Raw genomic sequence first — 15479 nt, 5'->3', positions numbered from 1 at the left:
TTTCAATCGATGCATTTTCGGCGCTAGTGCAGGCCCTTTCGCGAGCAAGCTCGCTCCCACAGGTCCGGAGTGCTTTCAAGCCATGCGAGACACTCACACAGTTCCGGAGTGTTTCAAGCCATGCGAGACACTCACACAGGTCCGGGCTGTTTCAAGCCATGTGGATGCTCTGCGGCAGCGATGATCTTGTGGGAGCGAGCTTGCTCGCGAAGGCGGATTGCCTGATCAATGGAGTTTCAGCGGCTGCACGGGCTTCTTCGCGAGCAAGCTCGCTCCCACGGACCCGGAATGTTTTCGAGCCATGTGGATTACTCACATAGGTCGGCGGTGTTTCCAGGCCATGCGGATGCTCTGCGGCATCAATGATCCTGTGGCAGCGCAAGGTCAGCCCGTTTTCGGGCTGACCGATCTGCGTCTTAGATATCGCTCAACCCTTCCAGCAACGCCTGATGCTGCTCTGGCGTGCCGATGCTGATGCGCAGGAACTGGGCGATACGCTGCTGTTTGAAGTGACGGACGATGACGCCCTGCTCGCGCAGTTTCGCAGCCAGGGCTGCAGCATCGTGTTGCGGGTGGCGGGCGAAGATGAAGTTCGCTGCCGAAGGCAGCACTTCGAAGCCTTTGCCCTGCAACTGTTCGACCAGCGCCTCGCGGCTTTCGATGACCTTGTTGCGGGTCGTCTCGAAGTGCTCGCGATCCTCGAAAGCTGCTGCCCCTCCCACGTTGGCCATGCGGTCCAGCGGGTAGGAGTTGAAGCTATTCTTGACCCGCTCCAGCGCTTCGATCAGATCAGAATGCCCCACCGCCAGGCCGACACGCAGACCGGCCAGCGAGCGCGACTTTGACAAGGTCTGAGTGACCAGCAGGTTCGGGTAGCGATCAACCAGCGTTATCGCGGTCTCGCCACCAAAGTCGATGTACGCTTCGTCAACGACGACCACTGAATCCGGGCTGGCCTTGATGATCTGCTCAACCTTGTCCAGACCGAGCAGGCAACCGGTCGGTGCATTCGGGTTAGGGAAAATGATCCCGGCATTGGGTCTGGCGTAGTCTTCGGCACGAATCTGGAACTGATTATCCAGCGCGATCATTTCGTAATCGATCCCGTACAGACCGCAGTAGACCGGATAGAAGCTGTAGCTGATGTCCGGAAACAGCAGCGGAGCATCGTGCTGAAACAAAGCGTGGAAAATGTGCGCCAGCACTTCATCCGAGCCATTGCCCAGGAACACCTGATTGGGGTGCACCTTGTAGTAATCGGCGACAGCGTGCTTGAGCAGGTCGCTGTTGGGGTCCGGGTACAGACGCAAGTCGTCGGTCAGCGCGGCACGCATGGCCTCGACAGCCTTGGGCGACGGGCCATACGGGTTTTCATTGGTATTGAGCTTGACCAGCCGGGTCAGCTTCGGCTGCTCGCCCGGCACATAAGGCACCAGATCGCTGACGAAAGGACTCCAGAATTTGCTCATTATTTGCCGTCCTCTGTATTGCCTGCTTTCCAGTCGGGATCAGTAATTCGATATTCAGCACTGCGGGCATGGCCGCTCAGGGATTCGCCACGAGCCAGCACCGACGCTGTCTTGCCCAGCTCGGACGCACCCTGCGGCGAGCAGTAGATGATAGACGAGCGCTTCTGAAAATCGTACACGCCCAGCGGCGAGGAAAAACGCGCCGTGCCGGAGGTCGGCAGTACGTGGTTGGGACCTGCGCAATAGTCGCCCAGTGCTTCGGAGGTGTGGCGCCCCATGAAAATCGCACCCGCATGGCGGATCTGCGGCAGCCAGGCCTCCGGGTCTTCAACCGACAGCTCAAGGTGCTCAGGCGCAATGCGATTGGCAACTTCGATGGCTTGCGCCATGTCTGCCACTTTTATCAATGCGCCGCGACCGTTGATCGACGTTTCGACGATAGCCGCGCGCTCCATGGTTGGCAGCAGACGCGTGATACTGGCGGCAACCTTGTCGAGAAAATCGGCGTCCGGACTGACCAGAATGGCCTGGGCATCTTCATCGTGCTCGGCCTGGGAGAACAGGTCCATGGCAATCCAGTCAGGATCGGTCTGGCCGTCACACACCACAAGAATCTCGGAAGGACCGGCGATCATGTCGATCCCGACCTGACCGAATACGTGGCGCTTGGCGGTAGCCACATAAATATTCCCGGGGCCGACAACCTTATCGACCTTTGGCACGCTTTCAGTGCCGTACGCCAGCGCTGCCACAGCTTGCGCACCGCCGATGGTGAAGACCCGGTCGACACCCGCAATGCACGCAGCGGCCAGCACCAGTTCGTTGATTTCACCACGCGGTGTCGGCACGACCATGACCACCTCGGTCACGCCCGCCACTTTGGCCGGAATGGCATTCATCAATACCGAAGACGGGTACGAGGCTTTGCCACCGGGCACATACAGGCCTGCGCGGTCCAGCGGCGTAACCTTCTGGCCCAGCACCGTGCCATCGGCCTCGGTATAGCTCCAGGAATCCTGTTTCTGTTTCTCGTGGTAGCTGCGCACACGCTCGGCGGCTTTTTCCAGCGCCTCGCGCTGGACCGGCGTGATGCGGGTCAATGCCAGTTCCAAGCGCTCGCGAGGCAGAATCAGGTCGGCCATCGACGCGACCTGCAGCCCGTCAAACTTCTGGGTGAACTCGACCAACGCCTCGTCGCCGCGCTCACGTACCGCCTTGATGATGTCGAGCACGCGCTGGTTGACCGAGTCGTCAGACACGCTTTCCCAGCTCAGCAGGTGATCCAGATGTCGTGCGAAATCCGGGTCAGCAGCGTCGAGTCGGCGAATTGCAGTGGGCGTGGTCATAGCGGGGGCCTCAATAATTGGCGGATGCTCAGGAGCCTAAAGCTACCAAGCTATCCGCGCAGGCACCTGAGAAATTTGGCTATGACACGGATAGCTGGACGCAACTCAACGTTGCGTGAATGAATCAGCTACGGTGTCGCGACTCCACTGCCTTGCGCAGGGTGTCGATGAGGGCCTGAATGCGTGCGTGCTGCATCTTCATGGAAGCCTTGTTGACTACCAGACGCGAGCTGATGGTAGCGATCAGTTCCTGAGGCTCAAGGCCATTGGCTCGCAAGGTATTACCGGTGTCGACCACGTCGATGATCTTGTCTGCCAGACCAATCAGCGGTGCCAGCTCCATGGAGCCGTACAGCTTGATGATATCGACCTGACGACCCTGCTCGGCGTAGTAACGCTTGGCAACGTTGACGAACTTGGTCGCCACGCGCAGACGGCCCTTGGGCTCGACCGCACCGATGGCACCGGCAGTCATCAGCTTGCACTTGGCAATTTGCAGGTCCAGAGGCTCGTAAAGGCCCTGGCCGGTATATTCCATCAACACATCCTTGCCCGCGACGCCCAGATCGGCGGCACCATGCTCGACATAGGTCGGCACATCGGTGGCACGCACGATCAGCAGGCGTACGTCAGCCTGGGTCGTGGGGATGATGAGCTTGCGGCTCTTGTCCGGATTCTCGGTCGGCACGATGCCCGCTTCAGCGAGAAGCGGCAGGGTGTCGTCAAGAATGCGGCCCTTGGACAGTGCGATGGTCAACATGGGAAACGTAAGTCCTTATCAGGAAACTTTTGTCACGACGCAAGCGGCGCATGACAACCCTCAAGCGTGTTCGGCCTGAAGTGAAACGAATCAGAAATCACACCCGCGACAGAACAGGCGGCCCCGATGCCAATGGCATCAGGGCCGCGCGCTACTAGCCCGGAACGCGGCGGATCTTGGCGCCCAGCATTTGCAGCTTCTCTTCGATGCACTCGTAACCACGGTCGATGTGGTAGATGCGGTCGATCAGCGTGTCGCCCTGGGCAACCAGCGCAGAGATCACCAGACTGGCCGATGCACGCAGGTCGGTCGCCATGACTGGCGCGCCCTTGAGCACTTCGGTGCCGGTGACAATGGCAGTGTTGCCTTCAACCTGGATCTGAGCGCCCATGCGGTGCATTTCATACACGTGCATGAAGCGGTTTTCAAAGATGGTCTCGATGACCGCACCCGTACCTTCGGCAATCGCATTGAGCGAGATGAACTGCGCCTGCATGTCGGTCGGAAACGCTGGATACGGCGCGGTACGCACGTTGACAGCCTTTGGACGCTTGCCGTGCATGTTCAGCTCGATCCAGTCTTCACCGGTCGTGACTTCGGCACCGGCTTCCTGAAGCTTGAGCAGCACCGCTTCAAGGATGGTCGGATCAGTGTCCTTGACCTTGACGCGACCACCGGTAACAGCAGCGGCTACCAGATAGGTGCCGGTCTCGATACGGTCAGGCATGACCTTGTAGGTGGCCGGGCCCAGACGCTTGACTCCATCGATAGTGATGGTGTCGGTGCCTGCGCCGTGAATTTTTGCGCCCATCGCGATCAGGAAGTTGGCCAGATCGACAACCTCGGGCTCGCGAGCAGCGTTCTGCAGAACGCTGCGGCCGTTGGCGAGGCTGGCGGCCATCATGATGTTTTCAGTACCGGTCACACTCACGGTATCGAAGAAGAAGTTGGCACCACGCAAGCCACCCTCGGGTGCCTTGGCCTTGATGTAGCCACCCTCGACATCGATGATCGCGCCCATGGCCTCAAGACCACGAATATGCAGATCAACCGGACGCGAACCAATGGCGCAGCCGCCTGGCAGCGCCACTTCGGCCTCGCCGAAGCGAGCGACCATCGGGCCCAATACCAGAATCGACGCACGCATGGTTTTCACCAGTTCGTACGGGGCGACCAGAGTCTTGATGGTGCGCGGGTCGATCTCGACGCTGAGCTTTTCATCGATCACAGGCTCGATGCCCATGCGACCGAACAGCTCGATCATGGTGGTGATGTCGTGCAGGTGGGGCAGGTTCTGAACAGTAACCGGCCCGTCAGCCAGCAATGTGGCGGCAAGGATCGGCAAGGCAGAGTTCTTTGCCCCGGAGATGCGAATTTCGCCATCAAGACGAACGCCGCCGGTAATAATCAATTTATCCATTAGAGTCTCGACACCAATTGGCTCAGGAACGCTCGGCCCATGCAGCGCGGCTGAAAAATTTCATGGTCACCGCGTGGATGCTGCCATCGGCAATCCAGGGGTTCAGATGGGTATAAATCTGTTGCTGACGCTTGACCGGACTCAGGCCGGCCAACTCGTCGCTGATAATATTCAGCTGGAAGTTGCAGCCTTCGCCTTCGACTTCCACTTTGATTTCCGGCAGCTTTCCTTCAAGGAAGCTTTTAACTTCTACGGCCTGCATGCTTAACCTCGATCGGCGCTGTACGCGCGCGGGTCGGCCATCATACAAAAAAGCCCATGTTATGCGAAGCCCGACAAGCAGGTCCCGGATAAAGGGCTTTTTCGATGACGCCTGTCAGTGGGTGTCCAGTAGCTCGGTCAGACCTGATACACGGGCTATCTGACGCATGTCTTCAGGCAGCGAGCGGACAGTGATCGACTTGCCTGCCTCCTGTGCATCACGCATGAAAGCCAGCAGCAAGGCGAGGCCTACGCTGCTGGATTTCTCGACGCCCGAGCAATCAAGTGTCAGATCGGCCAGATCACCCGACTTGATCAGCGCCGCACCCTGCTTGCGCAGCTGTGGCCCGGTGCGGTAATCCAGCACACCAATCAGCCTGAGCTCGCCAGGCCCGACGAGGCGGACGGCGGACTCTGTCATTGTGCAGGCTTCTGCGCAGCGTCTACGGTGGACTTGGTCTTGGCCACTTCGCCAGCCCAGTTGTTGATGGTGGTGTCCAGGTTGTTGCCGTTGCGCTGCATGGCATCGGCGAACTGATCACGGAATAGCTTGCCGATATTGATACCGTTGATGACAACGTTACGCACTTTCCACTCGCCGTTCAGCTTGACCAGCGTGTAGGAAACCGGATAGATCGCGCCGTTATTGCCCTTGACCTGCATGTCAACGCTGGTGCGGTCATCACCTTCGTCCTTGGCAGGTGCGACGGTGATGCCCTGGTTGTTGAATTCAAGCAAGGCATTGCCGTAGAACTGCATCAGGCTGCGCTTGAAGTTTTCCTCGAAACGCTTCACCTGTTCAGGGCTCGCCTTGCGGGAGTACTTCACGGTCATGATGCTTTTGGAAATGCCATCGGCATCCACGACAGGACCGACAATGCGGTTCAGTGCATCATAGAACGCGCTTGGGTTGGCTTTGTACTGCTCGCGATTGGTCGCCAGGTCACTCAACAGTTCCTTGGTGGTGCGCTCCACCAGGTCATGAGCCGACGGGGTCGCCGCGGCATTCGCCAGCATTGGCAGAGCGGCCAGCAATACCAGCAGGCCACGGCGCAGAATAGAGATCATTTGAAGCTCCTCACTTGGCGTCTTTACTAACAGTATTGAGCAGGAATTTTCCGATCAGGTCTTCCAGCACCAGCGACGACTGCGTGTCATGGATAGTCCCGCCATCCTTGAGCAGCTTGTCATCGCCACCGACGCTGAGACCGATGTATTTTTCACCCAGCAAACCGGCAGTCAGAATCGACGCAGTCGAGTCCGAAGGCAGGTTATCGACCTTCTTCTGAATCTCTAGCGTGACGCGACCGGTAAAGGTATCGCGATCCAGATCGATCGCCGTCACCTTGCCGATCGTGACGCCAGCCATGCTTACCTTGGCTCTGACAGTCAAACCGGCAATATTGTCGAAGTAGGCATAAAGTTTATAAGTGTCGGTGCTCGCGCTCGTGCTCAGACCACTGACTCGCAGGGCCAGCAGGAGCAGAGCCAGTATCCCCGCCAGCAGGAACAGACCGACTCCGGTTTCGATGGCACGGTTTTGCATCAGAAATCTCCAAACATCAAAGCGGTCAAAATAAAGTCCAGTCCCAGCACGGCCAACGAGGCGTATACGACGGTTCTGGTCGTCGCGCGACTGATCCCCTCGGAAGTAGGCTCGCAATCGTAACCCTGGAAAACGGCAATCCATGTCACCACGAAGGCAAATACGACGCTTTTGATCACCCCATTGAGCACATCGTTCGTGAAAGAAACGCTGTTCTGCATGTTTGACCAGAAAGAACCGTCATAGACACCCAGCCAATCGATCGCTACCCAGGAAGCGCCCCAGATACCGACCACACTGAAAATCATCGCCAGAATCGGCATCGAGATGAAACCTGCCCACAGGCGTGGCGCAACGATGTACTTGAGTGGATCGACACCGATCATCTCAAGGCTCGACAGCTGCTCGGTGGATTTCATGTTGCCGATCTCGGCGGTCAGCGCAGAACCTGCACGCCCGGCGAACAGCAGGGCTGTAACCACAGGCCCCAGCTCACGCAGCAGGGTCAGTGCGACCATCTGGCCAACGGCCTGCTCGGAGCCGTACTTGGTCAGAATGCTGAAGCCCTGCAGCGCCAGCACCATGCCGATGAACATGCCGGACACCACGATGATGACCAGCGACATGACACCGACCGAATACAGCTGCCTCACCAGCAGTTGAAAACTGCTGCCCGCACCGCCGCGGCCAAGCAGGGCGTTTACCAGAAACAGACCGGAACGACCCAGAACAGTAACAATATCAATGGCCGAACGCCCCAACAGGCGTACCCGGTCCATCAGTGACTTATTGCGCATCAGCGCTTCCCCAATAGATCTTCGCGAAAATCCGGCGCCGGATAGTGGAACGGTACAGGGCCATCAGGCTCGCCGGTCATGAATTGACGAATGCGTGGGTTGTCCGAGGACATCAGTTCCTCGGGCGTGCCCTGCCCCAGCACCTGGCCGTCGCCCACTACATAGAGATAGTCGGCAATGCTCGCTGTCTCGCTGAGGTCATGAGACACCACGATACTGGTGATGCCCAATGCGTCGTTGAGCAAGCGGATCAGGCGTACCAGCACGCCCATCGCAATCGGGTCCTGCCCTACGAAGGGCTCGTCATACATGAGAATCTGCGGATCGAGAGCGATGGCCCGGGCCAGCGCGACACGACGCTTCATACCACCCGACAGTTCGTCGGGCATCAGTTCGACCGCACCACGCAGGCCCACTGCCTGGAGCTTGAGCAGCACGATGTCACGGATCATTTCTTCCGGCAGTTCGGTGTGCACGCGCAAGGGAAAAGCGACGTTTTCGAAAACGTCCAGATCGGTAAACAGTGCTCCGCTCTGAAACAACACGCCCATCTGCTTGCGAGCATCGAACAGATCACTGCGCGACAGCTCAGGCAGGTTCTGACCATTGACCCACACCTGCCCTTCGCTTGGACGCAACTGAGCCCCCATCAAGCGCAGCAAGGTAGTCTTGCCACAACCGGACGGCCCCATGATCCCGGTGACCTTGCCCCGCGGAATACGAATATCAACGTTATTGAAAATGCTGCGCGTACCGCGTTTGAAAGACACACCTTTCAACTCGACCGCATAGGCGTCATCAGGACTCATCTAAACTCCTTGCGATACAGCCTCCGCCCTCAGCCGTCGGTTCTTGGAGGCCGACCAGCTGTCCAGGCGCGCCGAACAGGCCGCGAACTATACCACCGCCGCCACCCGCCCCCAAGAAGAGAACCGAGCGGTTCAGGTAATCGTTGAATTATTCTGTACCACAATGTTATGGCATCAGGCGTGGATACAGACCCTCAAGTGCGTAGGAAATTCGTTTAAAAACAACACAACGACGATCAGACGTGAGGGAATCGTTCATTACCGCTATAATCGCCGCCTTTCAGCAGGCTGACCCTTTCCAGACATGAACCAATCCAGTGACCTGATCCAATCGGCGCAACGCACCATTCGCCTTGAGATAGAAGCCATACAAGGCTTGCTTGAACGTCTTGACGGCGATTTTGTGCGCGCGTGCGAAATGATCCTCGCCAGCAAAGGCCGAGTTGTTGTGGTCGGCATGGGCAAGTCCGGACACATCGGCAACAAGATTGCCGCCACACTGGCGAGCACGGGCACTACCTCTTTTTTCGTGCATCCAGCTGAAGCCAGTCATGGCGACATGGGCATGATCACCCGCGATGACATCATCCTGGCCCTGTCGAACTCCGGCAGCACCCACGAGATCGTGACCCTGCTGCCGCTGATCAAGCGCCTGGGCATAAAGATGATCAGCCTGACCGGCGACCCCGAGTCCATTCTGGCCAAGGCTGCCGATATCAATCTCAACGCCCACGTCGTGCATGAGGCCTGCCCGCTCAATCTGGCACCGACCTCTTCGACCACCGCGGCACTGGTCATGGGCGACGCGCTGGCCGTGGCGCTGCTGGACGCACGGGGTTTCACCGCTGAAGATTTTGCATTCTCCCATCCAGGCGGCGCGCTGGGTCGTCGCCTGCTGCTCAAGGTTGAGAATGTCATGCACTCCGGCGACGCACTGCCCAGCGTTCAACGCGGCACGCTGCTCAGGGATGCGCTGCTGGAAATGACCCGCAAGGGCCTGGGCATGACCGCGATTGTCGAAGCTGACGGCACACTGGCCGGCATCTTCACCGACGGCGATTTGCGCAGAACGCTGGACCGCCCCGTCGATATTCGCCAGACCATCATTGATGAGGTCATGACCCTTCACGGCAAGACGGCCCATGCAGAAATGCTGGCCGCCGAAGCGCTGAAAATCATGGAGGATAACAAAATCAGTGCGCTTGTTGTCGTAGACCAGTACGACCGGCCGGTTGGCGCGTTCAACTTGCAGGATCTTTTGCGCGCAGGCGTCATGTAATGGAAACCGAAACGATGACCCAGGACCTCATGCAACGCGGCAAGGCTATCAAGCTGGCCGTTTTCGACGTCGATGGCGTACTGACCGACGGCCGCCTTTACTTCATGGAAGATGGCAGCGAGATCAAGACATTCAACACTCTCGACGGCCAAGGCATAAAAATGCTGATAGCCTCAGGCGTCACAACAGCCATTATCAGCGGCCGCAAGACTGCGATAGTCGAGCGCCGGGCAAAGAGCCTGGGCATTGAACACCTGTTTCAGGGACGTGAAGACAAGTTGGTAGTACTGGACAAACTGCTCGCAGAACTCCAGCTTGGTTACGAACAAGTCGCCTATCTGGGTGATGATCTGCCAGACTTGCCAGTCATCAGGCGCGTCGGTCTGGGCATGGCGGTTGCCAATGCCGCGAGTTTTGTACGCGAGCATGCACACGGAATAACCAGAGCGCGGGGCGGCGAAGGTGCGGCACGCGAATTCTGCGAACTGATTCTGAGTGCGCAAGGCAACCTTGAAGCGGCTCACTCCGTCTATTTATAGAAGCCATTATGTTCACTAAAAAAATTCGCAAGTTCCTGCTGCTCGGGGTACTGGCGCTGCTGCTGGCAGCGGTCGGTTACTGGAACATCAGCCCGGAAAGTTTTATGGATCAGCCGGTGTCGACGGTCGACGACACGGTCATCGACTACTATGCAATCAACGCCCACAGCGTTCAGTACCTGCCCGACGGCACGCTTCAGTACGACATGACCTCCGACAAGGTGGAGCATGTGAAAGCCACTGACGTGACCCTGTTGACCACGCCCGACCTGCACATGTACCGCGGTGGCGAGTTTCCATGGCACGTACAGAGCAAGAAAGGCGAAGTTTCGTCCGGCGGCGATCAGGTCGAGCTGATCGATTCCGTTCGTGTCGAGCGTACCGATGAAAAACAACGTACGACTATTATCACTACCAGTCGAATGACCGTATTCCCTCAGAAGCAATATGCGCAGACCGAGCAAGACGTTAGAATCGACGGCGCCGGCGGTGTGACTACGGCCAAGGGAATGAAAGCATATTTGAAAGACAGCAGGATGGACCTGCTGTCCAACGTAAGAGGACAGTATGAGGCTCGTTAAAACTCTTCCTTTATTGCTCGGCCTGGGCGCAGCACTGGGAAGCGCGAGCGCCTGGTCCCTGCCAACCGACCGCGATCAGCCGATCCACATCCAGTCTGACGATGCTCAGCTCGATGACAAGAAAGGCGTAGCAACCTACAAGGGCAACGTCATCATCACCCAGGGCTCGATGAAGATCACCGGTAACACTGTGACGATCACGCGTAATGCCCAGGGCGAAGTGGATGTGTTCACCTCTGTCGGCAATCTGGCCTATTACGAGCAGAAGCCTGCCGTAGACAAACCGATTGTGCAGGCCTATGCCGTCACTATTCAGTACTACGCCGGGCAGGACCGTATCGTCCTCATTGACAAGGCCAAGGTCATAAATGATGGCAATACTTCCGAAGGCGAGAAAATCGTTTATGACACGGTCAGACAGGTCGTCAGCGCCGGTCGGGCCAATGGCGGTGCCAAGGTGACCACACCACGTCCGCGTATCGACATGGTCATCCAGCCGAAAAAGAAAACCGACCAACCTCAGAAGGCCCAGTAAATGGCGACGCTCAAAGCCCAGCATCTGGCTAAAAGCTACAAAAGCCGGCAGGTCGTGCGCGATGTGAGCATTTCCATCGACAGCGGCCAGATCGTCGGCCTGCTGGGCCCCAACGGTGCCGGCAAGACCACCTGCTTCTACATGATCGTAGGTCTGGTCCAGGCTGATCAGGGTCGCGTGCTGATTGACGATCTGGATGTCAGCCATCAACCCATGCACGGCCGCGCCCGCGCCGGCATCGGTTACCTGCCGCAGGAAGCCTCGATTTTCCGCAAGCTGTCAGTGTCCGACAACATCATGGCGATTCTCGAGACCCGCAAGGAACTCGATGCCGGAGCACGCCGCAAGGAGCTCGAAAGCCTCTTGCAGGAGTTTCACATCACCCACATTCGCGACAACCTGGGCATGAGCCTGTCGGGCGGCGAGCGCCGCCGTGTGGAAATTGCCCGCGCGCTGGCCACTGCGCCGAAATTCATCCTGCTGGATGAACCTTTCGCAGGCGTAGACCCTATTTCGGTAGGTGATATCAAGCAGATCATTCACCACCTCAAGGCCAAGGGTATCGGCGTGCTGATCACTGACCACAACGTCCGTGAAACGCTGGACATCTGCGAAACTGCCTACATCGTCAACGATGGACAGCTGATCGCAGAAGGCGATTCCGAGACCATTCTGGCGAATCAACTGGTGAAAGAGGTCTACCTCGGCCACGAATTCCGCCTTTAATCGACTGCGCTTTGCGCTTAGCGGCCGATTGATGCCAGTGCAGTGTGTTGACAATATTTTATTTGTCATATCACTCTAGGCAAAGGTACAGGTTTCAGGCATATAATTTGCTTAAGTTGGCGCTCCGGTGCCTGTAGTAGATGGCGCATGAGCGCCGGCGAATAAGGTGTTTAGCCCCTGCCATGAAACCATCGCTAGTCTTGAGAATGGGCCAGCAGCTGACGATGACACCGCAGCTGCAACAGGCAATCCGCTTACTCCAGCTTTCCACACTGGACCTCCAGCAGGAGATCCAGGAGGCGCTGGAATCGAACCCCATGCTGGAACGGCAGGAAGAAGGCGACGACTTCGACAACTCCGACCCGCTTGCCGACAACATCGAACAAAAGCCCAACCCCGACGTTCAGGAACCGACCTATCAGGAATCCGCGCCTACCGTGGATAATCTTGACGACGGCGAATGGAACGAGCGCATTCCCAACGAACTGCCCGTCGATACCGCATGGGAAGACATCTACCAGACCAGCGCCAGCAGCCTGCCAAGCAACGATGATGACGAGTGGGACTTCACCACACGCACATCTGCAGGCGAAAGCCTGCAAAGCCACCTGCTGTGGCAATTGAACGTCGCCCCGATGTCCGACAAGGACCGTCTGGTGGCGGTTACGCTGATCGACTGCATCAACAACCAGGGCTATCTGGACGAAACGCTCGATGAGATTCTCGAGTCTTTCGATCCCGAGCTGGACATCGAACTCGACGAAATCGAAGCCGTACTGCACCGCATCCAGCAGTTTGAGCCGGCAGGCATCGGCGCCCGAAACCTGAGCGAATGCCTGCTCCTGCAGCTTCGCCAGTTGCCAGCCAAAACACCTTGGCTGATGGAAGCGCAACGGTTGGTCACCGACTACATCGACCTGCTGGGAAGTCGCGATTACGGCCAGTTGATGCGCCGCATGAAGCTCAAGGAAGACGAGCTGCGCCAGGTCATCGAGCTGGTCCAGAGCCTCAACCCGCGCCCTGGCTCACAAATCGAATCCACAGAAGCCGAGTACGTCATTCCCGATGTAATCGTGCGCAAGGACAACGAGCGCTGGCTGGTCGAGCTCAATCAGGAGTCCGTACCGCGCCTGCGCGTCAATCCGCAATACGCAGGTTTTGTACGCCGGGCCGATACCAGCGCGGACAACACCTTCATGCGCAATCAGTTGCAAGAGGCGCGCTGGTTCATCAAGAGCCTGCAAAGCCGCAACGAGACACTGATGAAGGTCGCCACCCAGATCGTCGAACATCAGCGCGGCTTTCTTGAATACGGCGACGAGGCGATGAAGCCGCTTGTCCTGCACGACATTGCCGAGGCAGTGGGCATGCATGAATCGACCATCTCGCGCGTGACCACCCAGAAGTTCATGCACACGCCACGCGGCATTTACGAGCTGAAATACTTCTTCTCGAGCCATGTGAGCACTTCCGAGGGCGGTGAATGCTCGTCCACGGCAATTCGCGCAATCATCAAAAAACTGGTTGCGGCGGAAAATCAGAAAAAGCCGTTGAGTGATAGCAAGATCGCTGGTTTACTGGAGGCACAAGGCATTCAAGTAGCCCGTCGCACAGTCGCCAAGTACCGCGAGTCACTCGGGATAGCGCCTTCCAGTGAGCGTAAGCGGCTGATGTGATGCAGGCCCAGCCACAGCGTCCCAGAGACAGGCGCCATGCCTGTCTCTTTATGCACTGGCAAAGGAGAAAGCTGTATGCAAGTCAACATCAGTGGACACCAACTGGAAGTGACCAAACCCCTTCGTGAATACGTTGAGCTCAAGCTCAAAAAGCTCGAGGGGCATTTTGACAAGATTACCAACGTGCAGGTCACGATGACGGTCGAAAAGCTCAAGCAGAAGATCGAAGCCACGTTGCACATCCATGGTGGAGAGGTCGTTGCCAATGCTGAACATGACGATATGTATGCTGCCATCGACCTGCTCACTGACAAGCTAGACCGACAATTGCTCAAGCATAAGGAAAAGCAGCAAAGCATCCTCAAAGGTGCGGCCGCTCGCTAACGCCCATTTAAATGATCCGAATCGAAAATATCCTGACCCCCGGCCGCTCCCTTGTGAACGTGCCGGGTGGCAGTAAAAAGCGCGTACTCGAAGAAATTGCCAACCTGATCGGTCGTGAAGTACCGGGCATGGTTCGGGACACAGTATTCGCAAGTCTTGTTGCCCGCGAAAAACTGGGTTCGACCGGTTTCGGCAACGGCATTGCCATCCCTCATTGCCGCCTTGCTGACTGCAGCGAGCCTGTCAGTGCAGTCATGCACCTCGCTACCCCCGTGGATTTCGACGCCATTGATGGCGCGCCGGTTGACCTGCTGTTTGTATTGCTGGTCCCGCAGGCTGCTACCGATGAGCACCTGGAGTTACTGCGCCAGATCGCCAGCATGCTTGATGACAAAGATGTGCGTAAGCGCCTGCGCAGTGCCGAAAGTGCTGAAGCGCTTTATCAAGTGGTGCTGGACGTGCAGAACGGAAACTGAACATGCGCATGATCATCGTCAGCGGCCGTTCCGGCTCGGGTAAAAGTACAGCCCTCGACGTGCTGGAAGACAACGGTTTTTACTGTGTCGACAACCTGCCTGCCGGACTGCTGCCGGAACTGGCCGAGCGAGCGCTGATCAATACTGAACTGGCCGAGCCCTTGCTGGCGGTGTCCATCGATGCGCGAAACCTGCCCAGTCACCTGACCCGCTTTCCGCAAATGCTGGATGAAGTCCGCTCACGCAACATCCAGTGCGACGTGCTTTACCTGGATGCGGATGAAGCAACCCTTCTCAAACGCTTCTCGGAAACCAGGCGTCGTCATCCTTTGAGCACGGCAGATCGTTCGCTGGCCGAGGCGATACGCGACGAGACAACGCTGCTGGGCCCGATCATCGATCTGGCCGACCTGAAAATCAACACCACCCACCTGAACCTCTATCAGTTGCGCGACGCACTCAAGCTTCGCCTGCTGAACAAGCCCGAGCCAGGCACTGCGTTTCTGATCGAATCCTTTGGTTTCAAGCGTGGCATGCCCGTCGACGCAGATCTGGTATTCGATGTGCGCTGCCTGCCCAACCCGTACTGGAAGCCTGAACTGCGCGACCATTCCGGGCTTGAACAACCGGTTATCGACTACCTGTCGGTGCAACCCGATGTTGAAGAGATGTTTCAGGACATCTTCGCTTATCTGAACAAATGGTTGCCCCGGTTTGCAGCCAGCAACCGTTCTTACGTTACCATTGCCATCGGCTGCACCGGCGGACATCACCGCTCCGTCTACCTGACCGAACGGCTCGGCCAGGTCTTGCAACAATCACTCAAGAACGTTCAGGTTCGCCACCGCGACCTTAGCTGAAAGGATTTTCACTGC

The 15479-nt window shown here is 57.6% G+C and carries 19 protein-coding genes; 9 read left to right on the top strand and 10 right to left on the bottom strand.

Features of this window, described 5'->3' with window-relative positions; all coding sequences use genetic code 11:
- Positions 1–416 precede the first annotated feature (416 nt).
- From hisC to RYC18_RS02110, 10 genes are all read right to left on the bottom strand, one after another.
- On the bottom strand, positions 417–1469 hold the full coding sequence (gene hisC, locus RYC18_RS02155) for a histidinol-phosphate transaminase (protein ID WP_316882598.1): 1053 nt from the start codon (positions 1467–1469) through the stop codon (positions 417–419).
- Positions 1469–2815 carry a histidinol dehydrogenase gene (hisD, locus tag RYC18_RS02150; RefSeq protein WP_117140063.1) on the bottom strand — a complete coding sequence of 449 codons (1347 nt, stop codon included), beginning with the start codon at positions 2813–2815 and terminating at the stop codon, positions 1469–1471. The genes hisC and hisD overlap by 1 nt, the downstream gene beginning before the upstream one ends.
- Before the next feature lie 124 nt (positions 2816–2939).
- Entirely contained in the window at positions 2940–3575 is a 636-nt protein-coding gene (hisG, locus tag RYC18_RS02145) for an ATP phosphoribosyltransferase (protein ID WP_002555077.1), read from the bottom strand.
- Between the two features lie 154 nt (positions 3576–3729).
- A complete protein-coding gene (gene murA / locus RYC18_RS02140) occupies positions 3730–4995 on the bottom strand; it encodes a UDP-N-acetylglucosamine 1-carboxyvinyltransferase (protein ID WP_002555078.1) in 1266 nt (421 codons plus the stop codon).
- A 22-nt stretch (positions 4996–5017) separates the two neighbouring features.
- Entirely contained in the window at positions 5018–5257 is a 240-nt protein-coding gene (locus tag RYC18_RS02135) for a BolA family protein (RefSeq protein ID WP_002555079.1), read from the bottom strand.
- Between the two features lie 114 nt (positions 5258–5371).
- Positions 5372–5677 (bottom strand): lipid asymmetry maintenance protein MlaB, encoded by a 306-nt coding sequence (locus tag RYC18_RS02130; protein WP_005744995.1) that lies wholly within the window; start codon positions 5675–5677, stop codon positions 5372–5374.
- Positions 5674–6324: a phospholipid-binding protein MlaC gene (locus tag RYC18_RS02125; protein WP_005744994.1), complete on the bottom strand. Its 651-nt coding sequence runs from the start codon at positions 6322–6324 to the stop codon at positions 5674–5676. The genes RYC18_RS02130 and RYC18_RS02125 overlap by 4 nt, the downstream gene beginning before the upstream one ends.
- A 10-nt stretch (positions 6325–6334) precedes the next feature.
- The gene (gene mlaD, locus RYC18_RS02120) at positions 6335–6802 is read right to left on the bottom strand and encodes an outer membrane lipid asymmetry maintenance protein MlaD (protein ID WP_003313587.1); all 468 of its coding nucleotides are present in this window, start codon (positions 6800–6802) and stop codon (positions 6335–6337) included.
- Positions 6802–7599, bottom strand: coding sequence for a lipid asymmetry maintenance ABC transporter permease subunit MlaE (gene mlaE / locus RYC18_RS02115; protein ID WP_005734541.1), 798 nt, complete (start codon positions 7597–7599; stop codon positions 6802–6804). Before mlaE ends, mlaD begins: the two co-directional genes overlap by 1 nt.
- The gene (locus RYC18_RS02110) at positions 7599–8408 is read right to left on the bottom strand and encodes an ATP-binding cassette domain-containing protein (RefSeq protein WP_004656592.1); all 810 of its coding nucleotides are present in this window, start codon (positions 8406–8408) and stop codon (positions 7599–7601) included. Before RYC18_RS02110 ends, mlaE begins: the two co-directional genes overlap by 1 nt.
- Positions 8409–8712: 304 nt before the next feature.
- Between RYC18_RS02110 and RYC18_RS02105 the strand changes: the two genes are divergently transcribed.
- From RYC18_RS02105 to rapZ, 9 genes are all read left to right on the top strand, one after another.
- On the top strand, positions 8713–9687 hold the full coding sequence (locus RYC18_RS02105) for a KpsF/GutQ family sugar-phosphate isomerase (RefSeq protein WP_002555085.1): 975 nt from the start codon (positions 8713–8715) through the stop codon (positions 9685–9687).
- Positions 9687–10226, top strand: coding sequence for a KdsC family phosphatase (locus RYC18_RS02100; RefSeq protein ID WP_004666191.1), 540 nt, complete (start codon positions 9687–9689; stop codon positions 10224–10226). Before RYC18_RS02105 ends, RYC18_RS02100 begins: the two co-directional genes overlap by 1 nt.
- Positions 10227–10234: 8 nt before the next feature.
- Complete coding sequence (gene lptC / locus RYC18_RS02095; protein WP_002555087.1) at positions 10235–10807, top strand: LPS export ABC transporter periplasmic protein LptC; 573 nt, start codon at positions 10235–10237, stop codon at positions 10805–10807.
- Complete coding sequence (gene lptA / locus RYC18_RS02090; RefSeq protein ID WP_002555088.1) at positions 10794–11342, top strand: lipopolysaccharide transport periplasmic protein LptA; 549 nt, start codon at positions 10794–10796, stop codon at positions 11340–11342. Before lptC ends, lptA begins: the two co-directional genes overlap by 14 nt.
- Positions 11343–12068, top strand: coding sequence for an LPS export ABC transporter ATP-binding protein (gene lptB, locus RYC18_RS02085; protein WP_002555089.1), 726 nt, complete (start codon positions 11343–11345; stop codon positions 12066–12068).
- 182 nt (positions 12069–12250) lie between these two features.
- The gene (locus RYC18_RS02080) at positions 12251–13744 is read left to right on the top strand and encodes an RNA polymerase factor sigma-54 (protein ID WP_005744993.1); all 1494 of its coding nucleotides are present in this window, start codon (positions 12251–12253) and stop codon (positions 13742–13744) included.
- A 75-nt stretch (positions 13745–13819) separates the two neighbouring features.
- On the top strand, positions 13820–14128 hold the full coding sequence (gene hpf, locus RYC18_RS02075; RefSeq protein WP_002555091.1) for a ribosome hibernation-promoting factor, HPF/YfiA family: 309 nt from the start codon (positions 13820–13822) through the stop codon (positions 14126–14128).
- Positions 14129–14139: 11 nt separating this feature from the next.
- On the top strand, positions 14140–14604 hold the full coding sequence (gene ptsN / locus RYC18_RS02070) for a PTS IIA-like nitrogen regulatory protein PtsN (protein WP_005744990.1): 465 nt from the start codon (positions 14140–14142) through the stop codon (positions 14602–14604).
- Positions 14605–14606: 2 nt separating this feature from the next.
- Complete coding sequence (gene rapZ, locus RYC18_RS02065) at positions 14607–15464, top strand: RNase adapter RapZ (RefSeq protein WP_002555093.1); 858 nt, start codon at positions 14607–14609, stop codon at positions 15462–15464.
- The last annotated feature ends 15 nt before the right edge of the window (positions 15465–15479 follow it).

This window comes from Pseudomonas syringae group sp. 247E2 (assembly GCF_032587795.1).
Classification (GTDB): Bacteria; Pseudomonadota; Gammaproteobacteria; order Pseudomonadales; family Pseudomonadaceae; genus Aquipseudomonas; species Aquipseudomonas amygdali.
This window is presented reverse-complemented; position numbering and strand designations above follow the sequence as displayed.

Coding starts and splice junctions, on each gene's coding strand:
- hisC (WP_316882598.1), bottom strand. CDS start 1,469: ATGAGCAAATTCTGGAGTCCTTTCGTCAGCGATCTGGTGCCTTATGTG.
- hisD (WP_117140063.1), bottom strand. CDS start 2,815: ATGACCACGCCCACTGCAATTCGCCGACTCGACGCTGCTGACCCGGAT.
- hisG (WP_002555077.1), bottom strand. CDS start 3,575: ATGTTGACCATCGCACTGTCCAAGGGCCGCATTCTTGACGACACCCTG.
- murA (WP_002555078.1), bottom strand. CDS start 4,995: ATGGATAAATTGATTATTACCGGCGGCGTTCGTCTTGATGGCGAAATT.
- RYC18_RS02135 (WP_002555079.1), bottom strand. CDS start 5,257: ATGCAGGCCGTAGAAGTTAAAAGCTTCCTTGAAGGAAAGCTGCCGGAA.
- RYC18_RS02130 (WP_005744995.1), bottom strand. CDS start 5,677: ATGACAGAGTCCGCCGTCCGCCTCGTCGGGCCTGGCGAGCTCAGGCTG.
- RYC18_RS02125 (WP_005744994.1), bottom strand. CDS start 6,324: ATGATCTCTATTCTGCGCCGTGGCCTGCTGGTATTGCTGGCCGCTCTG.
- mlaD (WP_003313587.1), bottom strand. CDS start 6,802: ATGCAAAACCGTGCCATCGAAACCGGAGTCGGTCTGTTCCTGCTGGCG.
- mlaE (WP_005734541.1), bottom strand. CDS start 7,599: ATGCGCAATAAGTCACTGATGGACCGGGTACGCCTGTTGGGGCGTTCG.
- RYC18_RS02110 (WP_004656592.1), bottom strand. CDS start 8,408: ATGAGTCCTGATGACGCCTATGCGGTCGAGTTGAAAGGTGTGTCTTTC.
- RYC18_RS02105 (WP_002555085.1), top strand. CDS start 8,713: ATGAACCAATCCAGTGACCTGATCCAATCGGCGCAACGCACCATTCGC.
- RYC18_RS02100 (WP_004666191.1), top strand. CDS start 9,687: ATGGAAACCGAAACGATGACCCAGGACCTCATGCAACGCGGCAAGGCT.
- lptC (WP_002555087.1), top strand. CDS start 10,235: ATGTTCACTAAAAAAATTCGCAAGTTCCTGCTGCTCGGGGTACTGGCG.
- lptA (WP_002555088.1), top strand. CDS start 10,794: ATGAGGCTCGTTAAAACTCTTCCTTTATTGCTCGGCCTGGGCGCAGCA.
- lptB (WP_002555089.1), top strand. CDS start 11,343: ATGGCGACGCTCAAAGCCCAGCATCTGGCTAAAAGCTACAAAAGCCGG.
- RYC18_RS02080 (WP_005744993.1), top strand. CDS start 12,251: ATGAAACCATCGCTAGTCTTGAGAATGGGCCAGCAGCTGACGATGACA.
- hpf (WP_002555091.1), top strand. CDS start 13,820: ATGCAAGTCAACATCAGTGGACACCAACTGGAAGTGACCAAACCCCTT.
- ptsN (WP_005744990.1), top strand. CDS start 14,140: ATGATCCGAATCGAAAATATCCTGACCCCCGGCCGCTCCCTTGTGAAC.
- rapZ (WP_002555093.1), top strand. CDS start 14,607: ATGCGCATGATCATCGTCAGCGGCCGTTCCGGCTCGGGTAAAAGTACA.